The 15,575-nt window shown below is 74.1% G+C and carries 11 protein-coding genes and 1 pseudogene; 4 read left to right on the forward strand and 8 right to left on the reverse strand.

Features of this window, described 5'->3' with window-relative positions:
* Nucleotides 1–1,552, forward strand: a 1,552-nt coding sequence (locus ACFCY1_RS23155; protein WP_375875879.1) for a WD40 repeat domain-containing protein, incomplete at its 5' end; no start/stop codon positions are given.
* Nucleotides 1,553–1,640: 88 nt separating this feature from the next.
* Here the strand turns inward: ACFCY1_RS23155 and ACFCY1_RS23160 are convergent.
* From ACFCY1_RS23160 to ACFCY1_RS23170, 3 genes are all read right to left on the reverse strand, one after another.
* Nucleotides 1,641–3,155, reverse strand: a complete 1,515-nt coding sequence (locus tag ACFCY1_RS23160; protein ID WP_375875880.1) for a hypothetical protein — start codon at nt 3,153–3,155, stop codon at nt 1,641–1,643.
* A gap of 245 nt (nt 3,156–3,400) precedes the next feature.
* Nucleotides 3,401–4,591 (reverse strand): alpha/beta hydrolase family protein, encoded by a 1,191-nt coding sequence (locus tag ACFCY1_RS23165; RefSeq protein WP_375875881.1) that lies wholly within the window; start codon nt 4,589–4,591, stop codon nt 3,401–3,403.
* Between the two features lie 270 nt (nt 4,592–4,861).
* Nucleotides 4,862–5,827: a LysR family transcriptional regulator gene (locus ACFCY1_RS23170; RefSeq protein ID WP_375875882.1), complete on the reverse strand. Its 966-nt coding sequence runs from the start codon at nt 5,825–5,827 to the stop codon at nt 4,862–4,864.
* Between the two features lie 69 nt (nt 5,828–5,896).
* On the opposite strand from ACFCY1_RS23170, the gene ACFCY1_RS23175 reads away from it, so the two are divergent.
* Complete coding sequence (locus ACFCY1_RS23175) at nt 5,897–6,871, forward strand: DMT family transporter (RefSeq protein ID WP_375875883.1); 975 nt, start codon at nt 5,897–5,899, stop codon at nt 6,869–6,871.
* Nucleotides 6,872–6,946: 75 nt separating this feature from the next.
* On the opposite strand, the pseudogene ACFCY1_RS23180 reads toward ACFCY1_RS23175, so the two are convergent.
* From ACFCY1_RS23180 to tgmA, 4 genes and pseudogenes are all read right to left on the reverse strand, one after another.
* Nucleotides 6,947–7,717: pseudogene (locus ACFCY1_RS23180) on the reverse strand (LysR family transcriptional regulator); the annotation flags it as partial.
* Between the two features lie 129 nt (nt 7,718–7,846).
* Nucleotides 7,847–8,989, reverse strand: a complete 1,143-nt coding sequence (tgmC, locus tag ACFCY1_RS23185) for an ATP-grasp peptide maturase system methyltransferase (RefSeq protein ID WP_375875884.1) — start codon at nt 8,987–8,989, stop codon at nt 7,847–7,849.
* Nucleotides 8,986–9,948: an ATP-grasp ribosomal peptide maturase gene (tgmB, locus tag ACFCY1_RS23190; RefSeq protein WP_375875885.1), complete on the reverse strand. Its 963-nt coding sequence runs from the start codon at nt 9,946–9,948 to the stop codon at nt 8,986–8,988. The genes tgmC and tgmB overlap by 4 nt, the downstream gene beginning before the upstream one ends.
* Entirely contained in the window at nt 9,945–10,220 is a 276-nt protein-coding gene (gene tgmA, locus ACFCY1_RS23195) for a putative ATP-grasp-modified RiPP (protein ID WP_049649147.1), read from the reverse strand. Before tgmA ends, tgmB begins: the two co-directional genes overlap by 4 nt.
* Nucleotides 10,221–10,856: 636 nt before the next feature.
* Here tgmA and ACFCY1_RS23200 point away from each other — a divergent pair.
* Together ACFCY1_RS23200 and ACFCY1_RS23205 are read left to right on the forward strand one after the other, a co-directional pair.
* Nucleotides 10,857–13,670, forward strand: coding sequence for a hypothetical protein (locus ACFCY1_RS23200; protein WP_375875886.1), 2,814 nt, complete (start codon nt 10,857–10,859; stop codon nt 13,668–13,670).
* Between the two features lie 307 nt (nt 13,671–13,977).
* Nucleotides 13,978–14,922 carry a hypothetical protein gene (locus ACFCY1_RS23205; protein WP_375875887.1) on the forward strand — a complete coding sequence of 315 codons (945 nt, stop codon included), beginning with the start codon at nt 13,978–13,980 and terminating at the stop codon, nt 14,920–14,922.
* Between the two features lie 90 nt (nt 14,923–15,012).
* Here ACFCY1_RS23205 and ACFCY1_RS23210 read toward each other — a convergent pair whose 3' ends face one another.
* Nucleotides 15,013–15,564 carry a hypothetical protein gene (locus tag ACFCY1_RS23210; protein WP_375875888.1) on the reverse strand — a complete coding sequence of 184 codons (552 nt, stop codon included), beginning with the start codon at nt 15,562–15,564 and terminating at the stop codon, nt 15,013–15,015.
* Nucleotides 15,565–15,575 lie beyond the last annotated feature (11 nt).

A 15,575-nucleotide genomic window follows, 5' to 3' on the forward strand; every position in this document is an offset into this window, starting at 1 on the left:
CGACGGTCGGCCCGTCGCCGTCACCACGAGCGACGACGGGACGGCGCGGGTGTGGGACCTCGCCACCCGGCAACCCGTCGGCGGGCCCTCCGGTCGCCACATCGGCAGACCGACCCAGGTGGTGTGCTCGGCAGTCGACGGTCGGCCCGTCGCCGTCACCACGAGCGACGACGGGACGGCGCGGGTGTGGGACCTCGCCACCCGGCAACCCGTCGGCGGGCCCTCCGGTCCCCACATCGGCAGGCCGACCCAGGTGGCATGCGCAGCACTCGACGGCCGACCCGTAGCCGTCACCGCAGGCAGCGACCAAACGGTACGAGTCTGGGAGTTGGGTACCGGGCGCCCCGTCGGCGAACTCCTCACCGGCCACTCCGGTAGCGTCACCGCGGTGGCGTGTACGGTGTTCAACGGCCGACCGGTCGCCGTCACCGCATGCCGGGACGGGACGGTATGGGTGCGGTACCTGGGAACGGGCCAGCTCGTCGGCGAACCCCTCACCGGCCACTCCGGCAGCGTCACCGCAGTGGCATGCACGGTGCTCGACGGACGGCCCGTGGCCGTCACGGGAGGCAGCGACGACACGGTACGGGTCTGGGACCTGGGCACGCGTCGGCCCGTTGGCAAGCCCCTCGCCGGTCACACCGACAGCGTGACCGCAGTGGCGTCCACGGTGCGCGACGGCCGACCCGTCGCCGTCACGGGAAGCCACGACGGGACGGTGCGGGTGTGGGACCTGGATACGCGGCGACCGGTCGGCAAGCCACTCGCCGGCCACGCCGGCAGCGTCACCGCGGTGACATGCGCTGGGATCGACGGCCGACCCGTCGCCGTCACGGGAAGTCGGGGCTTGGTGCGGGTGTGGGACCTGGTCACCGGTCGGCTTGTTGGTGAGCCCCTTGCCAGTCATATCGGCGCAGTGACCGCGGTGGCGTCCACGGTGCTCGATGGTCGGCCCGTGGCCGTCACGGGAGGCAGCGACCACACGGTGCGGGTGTGGGACCTGGCCACCCGGCGATCTGTCGGCGAACCACTTGCCGGCCACACCGGCAGCGTGACCGGGGTGGCATGCGCGGTGCTCGGCGGACGGCCCGTCGCCGTCGCCGAAAGCAACAGCGGGACGGTGCGGGTGTGGGACCTGGCCACCCGGCGACCTGTCGGCGAACCACTCGCCGGCCATGCCATCAGCGCGATCGGGGTGACATGCACGGTGCTCGACGGCCGACCCGTCGTGGTCACGGGAAGCTGGGGTTGGACGGTGCGGGTGTGGGACCTGGCCACCCGGCGACCTGTCGGCGAACCACTCGCCGGCCACACCGGCAGCGTAACCGGGGTGGCATGCGCGATGCTCGATGGACTGCCCGTCGCCATCACCGCAGGCAGGGACGACACGATACGGGTCTGGGACCTCCGGGCTCAGACGGCCGTCGCGACCATCCCCGTCGAAAGCCCCTCCACCGTCTCGATCACTTTCACCGGCGACCTGATCGTCGGCTTCCACAACGACATCGCCCTCTATCGCCGCCAACCCCACTTCGACACGGCCCGTACCTGACAGCCGCATGCACGGCATCGCTCCGCATGGCAGACGGACCGGAGCACCCGGGCCACCGGCGTCCGGGTGCGGCGAGGGTGAGCCGGCTCTATCGGAGGTTCCACTCCTCGCTGGGCAGGTAGTCCCAGAGGGCGAGCCAGTCGTGCAGCAGGAAGAGCGGCCGGGTCAGGTTGACGTCGCCCGCGCGCTGGGTACGAATTGCCAGGCCGAGGTCGGGGAAGACCGGGTCGGCGGCAGGGCTGTACATCAGGCGACCGTAGGTCGTGCGGTGGACGAGCCAGTCCTCCAGCCGGGACGGCACGCAGCCGGTCAGCGGAACCCCGTCCAGCCGTACCTGGGGGCGGGCGAGCGCGTTCACGGCCACGCACTCCAGACGGTTCTTCTGGAAGAGGGCCCTGATGCCAGTGGTGTGGAAGTCGGCGTAGTTGAGCCGGTGTTCGCCGCTTTCACGGGCGTAGGAGGGCGCGACGGACCCGTATTCACCGAGGCTGGTGGTGATCTCTTCCAGGGTCATTCCGAAGTGCAGCGGTCCGACCCCGACGTACGGCGTGAACGTCCATTCGTCGCGCTCCTCGGCTCCGGAGATCTGCCAGGCGCCCCGATACCCCGGTGCACTGCCCTGGACGGCCGTGGGCGGTTCGGGGGCCGGCCAGTGCGGGGTTGCTTGCTCCGGTCGCGTCCAGCCCGGGTGCCAACGACGGGGCGGTTCCAGGGCGGTGGTGTCCTCCGGCTGCTCGGCCAGCCACCTGATCGCCTGCCCTTGGCCCTCCTCGAACGGGCCCTCGGCCAGCGCACTCGCTTGACCCACGGCTGCGTGGTGCTCCTCCTCCCGGGCCGAGAGGCCCGCGGTGTCATTGCCCCAGGCCTTCAGCCGATCCCGGGCGATCCACCGGTAGTACGAGTCCGCACTCGATGTCAGGACATCGCGCACCGCAGGCGCGTGCTGCGGGATGGCTGCGGCGAGGGCGGGGTCCGCGAGCAGCACGGCGGTGGCGGCGACGGCGGCCTCCCGTACCCGCGGATCCCTGTCCTCGTAGTAGGGCGTGACCCGGGCGTGGAGCCTCGGCCGCACCGTGCGGGCAGCGGCCAGGTCCTGCGGTGTGCCGACACCGTCCTGGACGTCGTGGCGGGCGACGTCGGCGAAAGAGGCCAGCCAGTTCAGCAGTTCCGCGCGCAGCGGCCGCGTGCCTGCCCTCCGTTCCCACCGGTCTTCAGTGAGGGTGCGCGGATCGTCGAGAAGGGCGGCGACGACCAGAGCCGCTGGGGCGGTCGCCGGAAACAGGCGCTCTTGGTCGAGGAGCAGCCGGTACAGGTCCCAGACCGCCTGAACTCGGCGGGTTGGGTCGGTGGCGAGTAGCCCACGGAGGACGTCGGGGGTGTCGGGCAGGCCGTACAGGCCGGTACAGGAGTGCGGCAGCTTGCTCCAGGAGACGCCAGCGAGCTCGGCCTGAGCCGTGGACGGCAGGCACGCGTCGTCGAAGCCGTGACGGACCGCTTTCTTGTTGATCATGCGCGCGGTGTTCCTGCCGGATCCGATACCCGGAGTGCGTGCCGAGACGTTGCTCGGCAGCAGCGCGCCCGCCGTCGCGCCGATCCGGGACATCAAGCGCGTCGTCGACTACGTACGTCCCGAACGATGGCTCCCGTCAGTCGACGTCGACATCCGAGGCTCGGATACGGCCCGCTGCGTATCCTGTGCCGCGCCGTCCGCACCGGCCAGGGCGTGGCCGGCCACGTCCGCTGGTCCTGACAGAGCCGGGGACGCTCCGGGAGCGTAGGGGGCCGGCCGGGCCATCGCCCGGGCGCGGTTGTCCGGCGGACGGGCCTGGCGCCCTGCGGGGCGCCCCGTCAGGGCTGCTGGAAGAGGACCTCCGGGTACGCCGTCGACGGGCGGTCGAGCAGCCGCTGGGGGATGCCCTTCAGCTGCAGGTCGAAGAAGGCGCCGACGTAGGACCGGGTGATCTTCTCGGCGCGCAGTGGGGCGAGCGTGGCCTCGGGGTCGGGCAGGCCCGCGCGGGCGCCGATGAGTGGTGCGTCGGTGAAGCTGCCGTGGTCGGAGCCGGTCACGGACAGCCAGCGCTTCCAGCCGTCCGTGCGGGCCCAGGCCTCGTTCCAGGTGGTGTCCCAGCCCGAGGGGTTGTGGACGGACTGGGTGCCGAGAAGCAGGAAGGGCCGTCCGTCCAGCCCGCCGGCGGGGAACGGGTCGAAGAACTTGCCGTCCATGTTGACGCCGGCGCGGATCCGCTGGTCGGCGGCCATCGTGCTGGCCGCGGAGTTGCCGCCGATGGAGTGCCCGGCCATGCCGATCCGGTCCCGGTCGATCATGGGGGCGTGCGGCCAGGCGGGGCGGGGGCCGGTCAGCTGGTCGAGGACGAAGGAGATGTCCTTGGCCCGGCTCGGGGGGACGGCCGCGATCTTGTCGTCGTTCAGGTCCTGGCAGACGGCGCAGGTCAGGGTGCGCCCGTCCGGGAAGGTGGTGCCGGAGGTCTCGTAGGTGTGGTCGACGGCGGCGACGACGTACCCGCGGCTGGCCAGGTCCTCGGCGAGGCCGGTGAGGGTGCCGCGGGGGAGCGTGAACCCGGGGGAGAGGACGACGAGCGGGTACCTGCCCGGCGCCGGGCGCGCGTCGGTGCGGGCCCACGGGTGGAGGCCGGTGGCCGCCTCGGGCGGTACGGTGCCGCCCGGCACCTGGAAGTCCACCAGCAGCCGGGCCTCCTCGGCGGTCAGGTACGGGGTCGCCGGACCGCCCGTCCCGGGACGGGCCGGGTAGTACATCGACACCATCAACTGCCGCGCCCCCGCGGCCGGCACCCACGGGTCCGGGCGGTCCCGGTCGACGAGGTGCAGCGTGCTGCGGCCGACGGCCTGCGACCCCGTCGGCCGGGGCAGGTCGAGCTGTCCGGTGGACGCCTCCGCCGAGGTGGCGGCGGGAGCGGCGCCGGGCCCGGGTGCCGCGAGCGCCGAACTCGCCCCGGCGATCGGCAATGGCAGGACGAGGGCGAGCACGGCGGCCACGGCGGTGCGACGGAGTCTGGTCATGTGAGAAACGGTAGGTCGCGAACTCCGATCCGACCTCGCCGAGAAGGTTGAGACACCGTCATCTCCGAGACGTAGCAACGCATCGCCTCGACGGATGACGGGAGCCCGCGATTCCCGGCCGCACGGCGGACAACCGAGCCGCGGGCGCACTGCGCATGCCGTATCCCCGGCAGCCGCGGGAAGGACGCAGAGCGAGTGCCCCGAGCCTGACGCCGCCCGGTGACGGGTGCGGCGCTGGTAGGACCGGACGGCGGCGCCGCTTGTCGTCCGTCAGGGCGCGCTGAGCGGTTCTCCTCCGGAGGAACCGATGGGCGGGGCGTAGCGGACGGCGGTGTCCAGTCGTCTCATCCTGGCGGTGGCGAGTGCCGCCACCGCTTCTGCGGCGGGCGACAGTTCGGCGTTCGGCGGGTGCACCACGGCGAACGTCTCGTGGAGCGGGGGCGACAGCGGGGCCCAGTGCAGCCCCGGCGGCACGCGCTCGGCAAGCCCGTGCAGCACGCCGCGCCAGGTGACCGTGTCGGCCAGGCCGGTCGCCGCGATCTCCAACGCCGTCTCCGTCTCCTCCACTTCGATCCTCGGGTGCAGCGAGCCGCCCACCGCCTGCACGCCGGCCAGCAGGTGCCGGCGGGTGGAGTCCTCCTGGCGCCAGCTCACATCGGGCAGGACCAGCTGCGCCGCGGTGAGTTGCGCCGGTGTGACGGGGGCGGAGGCCCGCGCCGCATCGGCGCTGACGTAGACCAGTTCGTCCCGCATCACCCGGCGGGCCGTCACGTCCGCACCGCCGAAGGGCAGGGCGACCACGGCGACTTCCAGCGCGCCGCGGCGGAGCTGGTCCAGCACCGGGACGGAGTGGGGCCCGACGAGTTCGACCCGTAGTCCGGGGTGCCGTGTCAGGACGTCGGCCACCAGATGACTGCCGAGGTAGTGGCGCGCGGTGCGGAACACGCCGAGGCGGACGGTTCCGGTCAGCACCTGGCGGACCGAGGCGACCGCCCGGCCGGCCGCGTCGACCGCGGCCAGTGCGGCGGTGGCGTGGGGCTGGAGTGCTCGGGCGGCCTCGGTGGGGACCAGGCCCCGGCCCACCCGGCGGAACAGTCTGGTGTCGAGGTGCTTCTCCAGCAGGCGCACCTGTTCGGAGATCGACGGCTGTGCGTAGCCCAGCGCGGCCGCGGCGGCCGTGAACGAGCCGTGCTCCAGCGTGGCCTGGAAGCAGCGCAGCTGCTGGAGCGTGATCAAGGAATCTCCTGTGGATACGACAGGAAAGCAAGGCTACCTCGATGGATCCGGCGGATTTAGCGTCTGGGTGTGACTACTCGACCCCCGTCCCGTGTCGCGGCCCGCGGGGCCGTTCTCTGCCTGGTGTCGGCGAGCGGATTCGGCCTCGCCCCGGTGTTCGCCAAGCAGGCCTTCGCCACCGGTACCGGCGTCACCACCGTGCTCACCGCCCGCTTCGCGCTGGCCGCCGCCGTCTTCTGGGCTGTGGTGGTCTGCCGCCGCCCGCGCCGCCCGCGCCGCCCGCGCCGCCCGCCGCACCCGCGCCGCCCACACGGACGGATGCTCTCGGCGGGCCTGGCCCTGGGGGCCATGGGGTACGCCGTCCAGTCGGCGGCGTACTTCGGCGCGGTCGCCAGGATCGACGCCTCGCTGGCCGCGCTGCTGCTCTACGCCTACCCCGCCGCGGTGACGCTGCTCGCCCTCGTCCTGCGCCGGGAGTCTCCCGACCGCTACCGGCTGGCCGCACTGGCCTGCTCCGCGCTCGGGGTGCTCTGCGTGCTCGGTCCGGGCGGCGCGGGGCCGGGCGCCGACACCGCGGGTGTGCTGCTGGCGCTGGGGGCCGCCGTCACCTACGCCCTGTACCTGACGGCCGCCGACCGTCTGGTGAAGAGCCTCGATCCGCCGCTGCTGTCCGCACTGGTGTGCACCGGGGCCTGCGCCGGCCTGGCTGTCTTCGGCACGGCGACCGGTGGACTGCGGCTGCCGTCCGAACCGGCGTGGACGTGGATCGCGTTGCTGGCCCTGTGCTCCACCGTCGTCCCGGTGCTGTGCCTGTTCGCCGGGACACAGGCGGTAGGAGCCCCGACCGCCGCGATCCTGTCCTGTACCGAGGTCCTGGTGACCGTCGCCGCCGGCGCCCTCTGCTACGGCGACCGTCTCACCGTCGGACGGGTTTCGGGCGCCGTGGTGGTGCTCGCCTCGGTCGCGATCGTCGAACGCGGCCGACGCCGCCGGGAACGGCCGCGGGTGGAGACCTCTCCCGCCCCGGTTCCGGCGGACGGCTGAAGCCGGCCACAAATGCCCTCGTGCGGCGGCTCGTTCGCGAGCACCGGTCGTACCGGCCGGACCGGTTGCCGGTGCTCAGCGGCGGTACGCGGCCGTCGCGAGCTCGACGAAGGACCGGATCAACGGGTTGGTGTCGCCCTCGTTCCACGCCGCCACCACGCGGTTCGGCGCCATGTCGGTCAGCGGTACCACGGCCAGCTCCGCGGGCAGGTCGTGTCCGAGCGGGGCCAGGCCGACGCTGCCGTTCCACAGGACGGCCTGCTGGCACTCCTGGACGGTGCGCACCACGGCGCCCTCGCGCGGCCTGCCGCCGTTCCAGTACGACTGCCAGACGGGGTCGGTGCCCTGGGGGAACTGGAACCAGCGGCGGTCGTCCAGCTCGGGGAGCCGGAGTCGACCGCGGCCGGCCAGCGGATCGTCGGCGCGCAGGACCACGCCGACCGGGTCGCTTCGCAGTGTGCGCACCGTCAGGGCGGTCTCGTCGAACGGTGCCCGGGTGAGGGCGACGTCGACGAGTGCGGCGCGCAGCCCGCAGGTGGGGTCGGTCAGATCGGTGTCGCGGATGCGGATGTCGATGCCGGGGTGGCGTCGGCGGTAGGCGGCCGCCAGCCTGGTCACGCCGGGGTCGGTGAGGTTGCCGAGGATGCCGACGGTGATGGTCGCGGCGCCGGCTGCCGAGCTCACGCGGGCACGGACGCGGTCGGCGTGGTCGAGCAGGGCCCGCGCCTCGTCGAGCAGCACCGTGCCCACCGGGGTGAGCGAGACGCCGGCGGGCGAGCGGTCGAACAGCCGGGCCCCCACCTCGGCCTCCAACTGCTTGATCGCCCGGCTGAGTGGCGGCTGGGTCTGACCGGCGGCGACCGCCGGATCGCGCTCAACCTCGGGCTCGTCAGCACCGCGGCCGTGACCGTCTGGCTGGCCGCCGGGCTCTGGTAGGGCACTGCCCTCGACCGGTGGTACGGACCCGCCCCCGGCTCAGATCGGCAGGTTCCAGCCCGGGCCGTCCTCCGTACCGATCCACACCCGTTGTCCGGCCGCCGAGACGGTGATCCCGAAGCCTTCCTGGTGCGGCTCGCCGGCCCGCCGCCAGAGCCGTACGGCCTCTTCGACGCGGTCCCACAGCCGCAGCGGGCCCCGTTGGGTGACGGTCCATCCTCCGTCGGGGCGGGGTGCGGTGCGGGCCTGGGAGCCGGTGGCGACGTCGGAGAGGATCTGGGTCGCGCCGTTGCCCATGCGTTCGGCGGAGGGGGCGGCGAGCTGGGCGACCCAGCTGCCGGTCCAGCTGTCGACGACGGCCGGGTCGATCAGGCTGGGCCGTTCGTCGCCGGGCAGCATGGCGAGGGTCGAGCGGGGCGGGCGGTCGTGCGGGCGGGCGATCATGAAGCTGGTGTAGCCGGGCAGGAACCGGCCGGTGGCTTCGCCGGGGCCGGTCACGGTGAGCTCGGCCAGGCCGGAGGCGTAGCTCCAGCCGGACAGGGTGACCAGGATGCGGCCGCCCGGCTTCACCTGGTGCAGCCAGGGCATCGGCAGGTAGCGGACCGAGCAGGTGGCGATCAGCCGGTCGTAGGCGCCGCCGCCGGGGTCTCCGCGCAGTCCGTCGCCGACGAGGAGGCGGGGCCGGTAGTCGGCGGCCCGGAGTGCGGCGGCGGCGCGTTCGGCGACCCGCGGGTCGTACTCGATGCTGGTGAGGTTCCCGTCCCCGAGCCGGTGGGCGCCGAGGGCGGTCGAGTAGCCGGTGCCGGTGCCGATCTCGAGGACGCGGTGTCCGGTGTCCGTGCCGAGCCGCTGCCACATCCCGAGGACGAGGGACGGCAGGGTGGAGGAGGAGGACGGGGCCCCGACCACGGGTTGTCCGTCCGCCTCGTCCGCGCCGGTGTGGCCGTCGAGTTGGGTGATGAGCGTCCGATCGGTGTAGATCCCCTCCAGCCAGCCGGGGTCGCCCTGCCGGACCGGCCGGTAGGCGGTCGGGTCGCTGCCCTCGACCGGGAGGAAGTACGCCCCGGCGAAGGCCTCGCGGGGGACCGCTTCGGCCGCCTTGATCCATGCCGGGTCGGACAGCGCGCCGTTCTCGGCGAGGTCGGCCGTCAGGGCGGCGCGCAGCTCTTCGGACGTGCTCATGCGTCGGGGCCTCTCTGCAGCTCGTCAGCGAGTGCGATGCGGTCGGTGGTCTCGGGCGGTTGCCAGGCCCACTGGCCGTTGGGGTTGCATTCGAGGAACGACCAGCTGCCGTCCGGCGTGACGGCGAAGTCGAACGCGCCGAACACCAGCCGGAAGTGGCTGAGGTAGTCGGCCACGGACCGCGCGACCGGTTCGGGTACGGCGATCGGCGTGCAGGTCATCAGGTCCTGCCGGTGGCGCCAGTCGAGGTCCGGGCTGTCGATCCGCACGCCGAACAGCCGGTCGCCGACGGCGGTCACCCGGGCGTCGTACGCCTTGGGGACCCGGGCCTGGAACAGGTGCGGGCAGGCCCGGACCGCGTCCGTGATCTCCTGCGCCCGGACGTCCCGCACCCACACGGCCCGCGGTTCGCCGTCGACGGAGTACGGGGTGTTCCACACGGGCTTGTAGACCGCTCCGGCCCGCTGGAGGGCCACGAAGTCCCGTGCCTCCTGCGGGTCGTTGGTGATGAGGGTGTCCGGGACGGCGAATCCGGAGCGCTGCGCGGCGGCGAGTTGTGCGGGTTTGTGTTCGGCGGCGCGGTTCGCCCACGGGTGGTTGACGTAGTGCGCCCCTGGAAGGGAGGCGAGGATGCCGCCCGCGCCCCACACGGACTGCGAGGCCGCGAAGCGGCGTTCCGGGCCGTCGAGGTCGGCCGGCCCCTCGTAGGGCGAGGCCCGGCGCACCCACACGGCCCCCACCTCGGTGAGGTCGAGCTCCCGGCTCGGGGTGCGCAGGGTGCCCCGCCGGCCGTCCGTACGGAACGAGGCGGTCAGCGAGGCGCCCGTGTGCAGGTCGGTGCCGGGGTCGAGACGGACCACGGGGGAGCGGCGGTGCGCGAGGACGCGCAGGACCACGTCCGCGGTGACGTCGTAGGGGTTGGTCAGCACCAGCACCGGCTGACGGTGTCTCGGCGTCAACTGCCGCTCTGGTCCTGGTCGTAGGACTCGGTGCTGTCGGCGTCGGTCGCACCGCCCGGCGCGGCCCCGTCGCCGGGACGGGTGCTGGTCGGGGTGAGTCCACTGGTGCTGGTGCCGTGGGAACCCAGTTCCACCGTGCGGCCGTCCTCGTCCACGACGACCGCGATCTGCGTCTCGGGGTCGATCACGGGCGTGAGCGCCGGGAGCGTGGCAGTGGTGGCCGCGTACGGCGTCATCCTGCCGATGCCCCACGGTACGGGCGTCTGCGTCATGCATCCTCCTCGTATCGATGGTGCCGGTTCACTGGCGACCACTTTGCTGGTGCACGAAGGTGCTTTCAAGCCCGTTCCGGCGGACGGAATATGCCAGGTTGCGGCGGCGATCTCCCGCGCCCCGCCCCGACGGCCACGGGGCGTGGGCCCGTCGGCGTCGCCGGCCCGTGGCCCGTCGGCGAGGGCTGCACCGGGGACCGGTCACGGCCGCCGTCGGGCGGGTGGCCGTCGGGGCGGCGCCCCCGGCGGGCGGTGGCTGTGCGGTTCCGTCCGGGGCAACGGTTGGGGCGGCTTCGCAGGTTCACCGTTTCGAGTAGGGAATTCCGGAAAGAGAAGTTGCCTGGTCAAGGGCGTGCGGTGAAGCCGGAGTTGTGAAGTGCGCATGGCATTTCGACGACTTGCCGCCGGCCCGGATCCCGCCAATGCAAGGAATTCGCTCAGTGCTTAGTTGATTCGTGCGAATCCCTTCCGTTCCTCGATCGAATCTGACAGCATCGTCCGCTATCCGGCGACCGATTGCCGGTGATCAGTGCGCCGCACGCGACCGCGATCGCGGTCGCCCCTGCTGCTGTCGGCCTTCCTCATCGGACGCCGCCGTCGAGACGTGGCCGCCCGCCCGCGCCACGTGGAGGAGATGTGACCACCCAGGCCGGCACCCGCGTGCCCACCCCCGACACCGCCCGGCGCCCCGCGCGCTGGGTCCGTACCAGGCTGCGGGCGAACCCGCTGGCCGCGCTGCTCATGGCGGCCCTCGCGTTCGTCACCGTCTTCCTGGCGGCGGCCTTCCCCCTCGTCATGGACCGGGGCGCGGACACGGCGCTCCAGTCCTTCGTCAGCGAGAAGGGCGTCAACCCGACCAGCCTGCGGACCACCTCCAAGACGCGGGAGGACGACAGCATCGCCGAACTCGACCGGGTGCAGCGGCAGCTCGTCGAGCAGGTCGACGGGCGGCTGACGCTGTCCCCGTCGGGTCAGGCCTACGGCGCCCGCGCCCTGGCCGACCGCTACATGACCAACCCGGGGTACGCCCACCTCTCGGACAAGGAGCCGTACCCGGTCCTCAGCCTGCTCTACCTGCACGACCTGGCCGCCCGGGCCACCCTCACCGAGGGCACCTGGCCGACCCCCGGCGCCGTCGGCGATCCGCTGCCGATCGTGGTCAGCAAGAAGGCCGCCGAGACCATCCGCATCAAGCTCGGTGACGTCATCGACAACGGCGACGAGGGCGCGGGTGTCCGGCGGACCACCGTGGTGGTCGGCCTCTACGAGGCCAACGACCCCCAGGACCCCTTCTGGGACGACCTCGGCTGCCCGGCCCGCGCCTGCCTGAACACCGACGCCGAGCACGAGCACTGGACGACCAGCGGGTTCGTCGACGGCGGCAGCCTGTCCGCGTTGGTCCACTGGGGTTCGAACGCCGAGAACTTCTGGCGGCTGCCCGTCGACCCCGCCTCGCTGCACGCCGACCAGCTCGACCGTACCCGCGGCGTCATCACCTCCTTCCTGACCGGGCACGACGCCACCGTTCTCCACGACGCGATCGGGCGCCCCGACCTGCACACCGTCTCCGGCCTGCGCGACGTCCTCACCAGGGCGGACGAGCGCTACCGGGCCTCGCTGCCGCTCAGCGTGATCGGACCGGTCGGCGTCGCGGGCGTCGCCACCGTGGTGCTGTTCCTGGCCGCCGCGCTCACCACCGACCGGCGCGCCGCCGAGATCCGGCTGCTCCGGGCCCGCGGCGGATCCGTCGCCGGGGTGCTGCGGCGGTTGATCGGCGAGGGGGCGGTCACCGTCCTGCCCGCCGCCGTGCTCGCCACGACGCTCGCCCTGGTGCTGCTGCCCACCCCCCGGTGGGACCGCGCGGTGCTGGCGGCCCTGGTCGCGACCCTGATCGCCCTGCTGGGCTTCCCGGTCCGCGCGGCCCTGCTCTGGGTGCGCCGGCGGCCGGTCAGCGGACGACGCCGACTGGTCGGCGAACTCGCCGTCCTGGCGGTCACCGCCGCGGCCGTCGCGGAGGTCCGGCGCCGGGGCGTCGGCCACCCCGGGGCCGGAGTGGACCCGCTGCTGGTCGCCGCGCCGCTGCTGCTCGCCGTCACCGGCGGACTGCTGCTGGCCAGGATCGAGCCGGTGGTGGTCGGCCGGCTGGCCGCCCTCGTCGGCCGGGGCCGCGGCCTGATCGGCTTCCTCGGCCTCTCCCGGGCCGCCCGCGACGCCTCGGGCCGCCGCAGGCCCTCCGTGCTGCCGCTGCTCGCCCTGCTGATCGCCGTCACCACGACCGGCTTCGGCGCCACCGTGCTCGACACCGTCGACGACGTGCGGACCCGCGCCGCGCGCATCACCACGGGCGGGGACATCGGCGTCTCCCTCCCGGACTACGCCACCCTGACCGAGCCGTTCACCAAGGCCGCGGCCGCCCTGCCGGGCGTCCGGACCTCGACCGGGGTCTGGATGGAGACCAAGGCCCGCGTCTTCGGCGGCGACCAGGACTACACCGAGGCCAACCTGGTGGTGGTGACCGATCCGACGGCGTACGCCGAGATCGCCCGGGCCCTCGGGGTCGGCGAGTTCGACCCGGCGAAGCTGGCCGGGACGCCAGGCGGCCGCGACACCCCGGTGCCCGCCCTGGTCAGCCGCGACCTGGCCCAGCACCTGGCCGCAGGGCCGTCCAGGGTGCGCACCCTCAACGGCAACGACCTGCGCCTCACCGTCGCCGACACCGTCGGCGCCACCCCCGCGCTGCCGGACCCGGGCAAGCCGTTCGTCGTCGTCCCCGCCGGCCCCACCTGGGAACGACTGCCGGACGCCAAGCGGGTGAACCAGTGGTTCGCCGTCGGCGACATCGACCCCGACCAGGTCAGGACGGCCCTGCGGGACAACGGCGGAGCCAGGCCCGTCGGTCTGGCCAAGCTCATCGCGGACGGCTCCACGGCCACCGGCAAGGACACCCACGGCCTGCCCGCCGGGTACACGGTGCACAGCAGCCGGGAGACCGCCGCCGCGCTCGGCGCCGACCCGCTGCAGCACGCCGCCGAGCGGCTGTTCTGGTACGCGGCCGCCGCCGGAGCCGGATTCGCCCTGCTCGCCGTCCTGCTGACGCTCTTCCGGGCCGCCCCCGACCGCACGGCCGTGCTCGCCCGGCTGCGCACCATGGGCCTGCGGCCCCGGGACGGGCTGGCGCTGATCATGACCGAGGCGCTGCCGCAGACCCTGGCGGCAGCCGTCGGCGGCGGCCTGGTCGCGCTGGCGGCGGTCGCCCTGCTCGGCGGCGCCTTCGACATCTCGACGCTGGTCGGCGCCAAGGTCGGGGACGTCATCACGCCCGTGCTGCTGCCGGTGCTGCTGCCCACCGCGGGTCTGGCCCTGCTGGTCGGTCTCGGGGTGGTGCTGGAGACGCTGGTCGCCGGCCGGCGCCAGATCGCCACCGAGCTTCGGGCGGGGGAGCAGGCCTGACGGCGGGGCCGGCGCCGGGAAGCCCCGTCGTCGGCCCGTCACCAGGATCGGTCGGCCCGTCAGCCGGGTCACTCGGCCCGTCACCCGGATCACTCGAAGAGGCGATTTCGGCGCGGTGACGCCCCGGGGGCGCGGACCGGCGGCCGGGCCGGGCGGCGCCTTACCGGAGCGGCCCGAACGCCGGAGGAGTTCCGTGGACCGGTCGGTGACGATTCACCCGATGGGCTGACAGGGCACCGGCCCGGGGTGGCTCCGACCGGTATACGTGACGTCATCCATCGTTCGGAGAACCACCTGCGAGGGGCCCATGACCGATACGGCCGACACGTCGTCAAGGACGGCCGCCGAGAGGCTGCCGGCCGCCTACGCGCCCCGGGTGGCCCTGATCCGGGGCGCGATGGAGGCCGGGAACACGGCCCTCGCGACCCGCCTGGCCGAGGAGCTCCACCGGTACGTCGCCCTGGAGCGCGGCACCCTGCACCCCGAGACGCTGCGGGCGCAGGAGGTGCGGGCGTACGTCGCGGCGGTCGGCGGCGACCCCCTGCGGGCGGCCGACCTGTTCGCCGTGGCCGCCACCGCGTGGGCCGGGCTGGGCGCGTCGGAGCAGTGGGCGGCGTCGCGCAACGCGGAGGTCTGCCGGCGCCGGGCGGAGTCGGCGGCGGCCGCCCCCTCGGCGGTCCCTCTGGCGGTCCCCGGCGCCCGGCGGCCGCCCGGCTGTCCGTCCCCGGTCCGGGCGTTCGGGCGCGGCACCGTCGTCGCGGTCGTCCTCGCGACGGTGCTGCTCTCGGGAGCGGCGGACGCCGGCCCGCGGGCCTACCTCGGGATGGGCCCGCGACCGGTCCCCGACGACCAGCCGGCCGCCCCCGCCGTCGTGGGGGTCCTGGAGCGCTCCGCGCCCTCGGCCTCACCGGTGCCGGTCCCGGTGCCGTCCCCGTCGGAGCTCGCGACCGCGGAGCCCGTCCCCGCGCCGGACGCCGGGCCCGCCGGCGACCAGGAGGACCAGGCCGCCGACCAGGGCGACGGCGGGCCAGGGCGCACACCGGTGCCGAGCCCGGGGCGGCGACCGGGCTTCCCGGCCGCCGGCTCCCGACCGCGGCCCGCGCCCGACGCCGGGCGGCCGTCCGGCGGCCAGGCCGCCGACGTGGACCCCTGCGCCGCCGCCGGCGCGTACGGTGGCCAGTTCCTCGGCTCCCTCGTCGAGCTGTGCCACCGCGCCGCCGGGGTGTCGGGCAAGCGGTCACCGGCCCCCTGACCCCGTCCTCCGGGAGGGGGACGAGCCGCGGACGCCCGGCAGCGGGCAGCGCGGCTCGTCCACGGCAGCGCGGCCACGGCTCCGGCGAGGTCAGCGGTCGAGGGCCCACAGGTCGTCATCGCACAGGCCGGTCCGGCAGCACACGGGCGGCCAGTCGGCCGCGAGCTCCCGGACACGGTGCAGGCGAGCCCTGTCGGGCTCCACCACCGTGAGGATCTCGAAGGCGGTGCCCGCCCCGACGAGGGACCGATTCGCCATCACCTCCCCGTAGAGCAGCCAGAGACCTTGCGCGGCAACGTTTCTGCACAGCTCCGGAAGATCGAGTCCTCGTCGGGCGGACTCCGCGTCCGTGCCCTCGCCCGCCACCAGGCACTGAAGGAGCTCGAGGAACCGCGCGCGGGCCGCCGGTGCGATGTCATCGGCCAGTGCCGCCAGCGCAACGGACGCCACCGCGGGAGCCGGCTCCCACAGGACGACCGGGGACCAGACATGCCATTCGAGGTCGACCTGGCCCGGCTCCGCCCCGGATCCGCCGCCCGCGAGCCGCAGCAGATCCCGGGCCAGGTGCTCCGCCGAACCGCCGCAGCCGCACAGCATGCCCTTCCAGTCCTGCCGGGCTGTCTCCATCTCGACCAGTCGCATAGCTCCCACAC

Source organism: Kitasatospora sp. NPDC056273 (assembly GCF_042268845.1).
Lineage (GTDB): Bacteria > Actinomycetota > Actinomycetes > Streptomycetales > Streptomycetaceae > Kitasatospora.

Coding starts and splice junctions, on each gene's coding strand:
- tgmC (WP_375875884.1), bottom strand. CDS start 8,989: ATGAGCACGTCCGAAGAGCTGCGCGCCGCCCTGACGGCCGACCTCGCC.
- ACFCY1_RS23210 (WP_375875888.1), bottom strand. CDS start 15,564: ATGCGACTGGTCGAGATGGAGACAGCCCGGCAGGACTGGAAGGGCATG.
- ACFCY1_RS23205 (WP_375875887.1), top strand. CDS start 13,978: ATGACCGATACGGCCGACACGTCGTCAAGGACGGCCGCCGAGAGGCTG.
- ACFCY1_RS23160 (WP_375875880.1), bottom strand. CDS start 3,155: ATGTCCCGGATCGGCGCGACGGCGGGCGCGCTGCTGCCGAGCAACGTC.
- ACFCY1_RS23165 (WP_375875881.1), bottom strand. CDS start 4,591: ATGACCAGACTCCGTCGCACCGCCGTGGCCGCCGTGCTCGCCCTCGTC.
- tgmA (WP_049649147.1), bottom strand. CDS start 10,220: ATGACGCAGACGCCCGTACCGTGGGGCATCGGCAGGATGACGCCGTAC.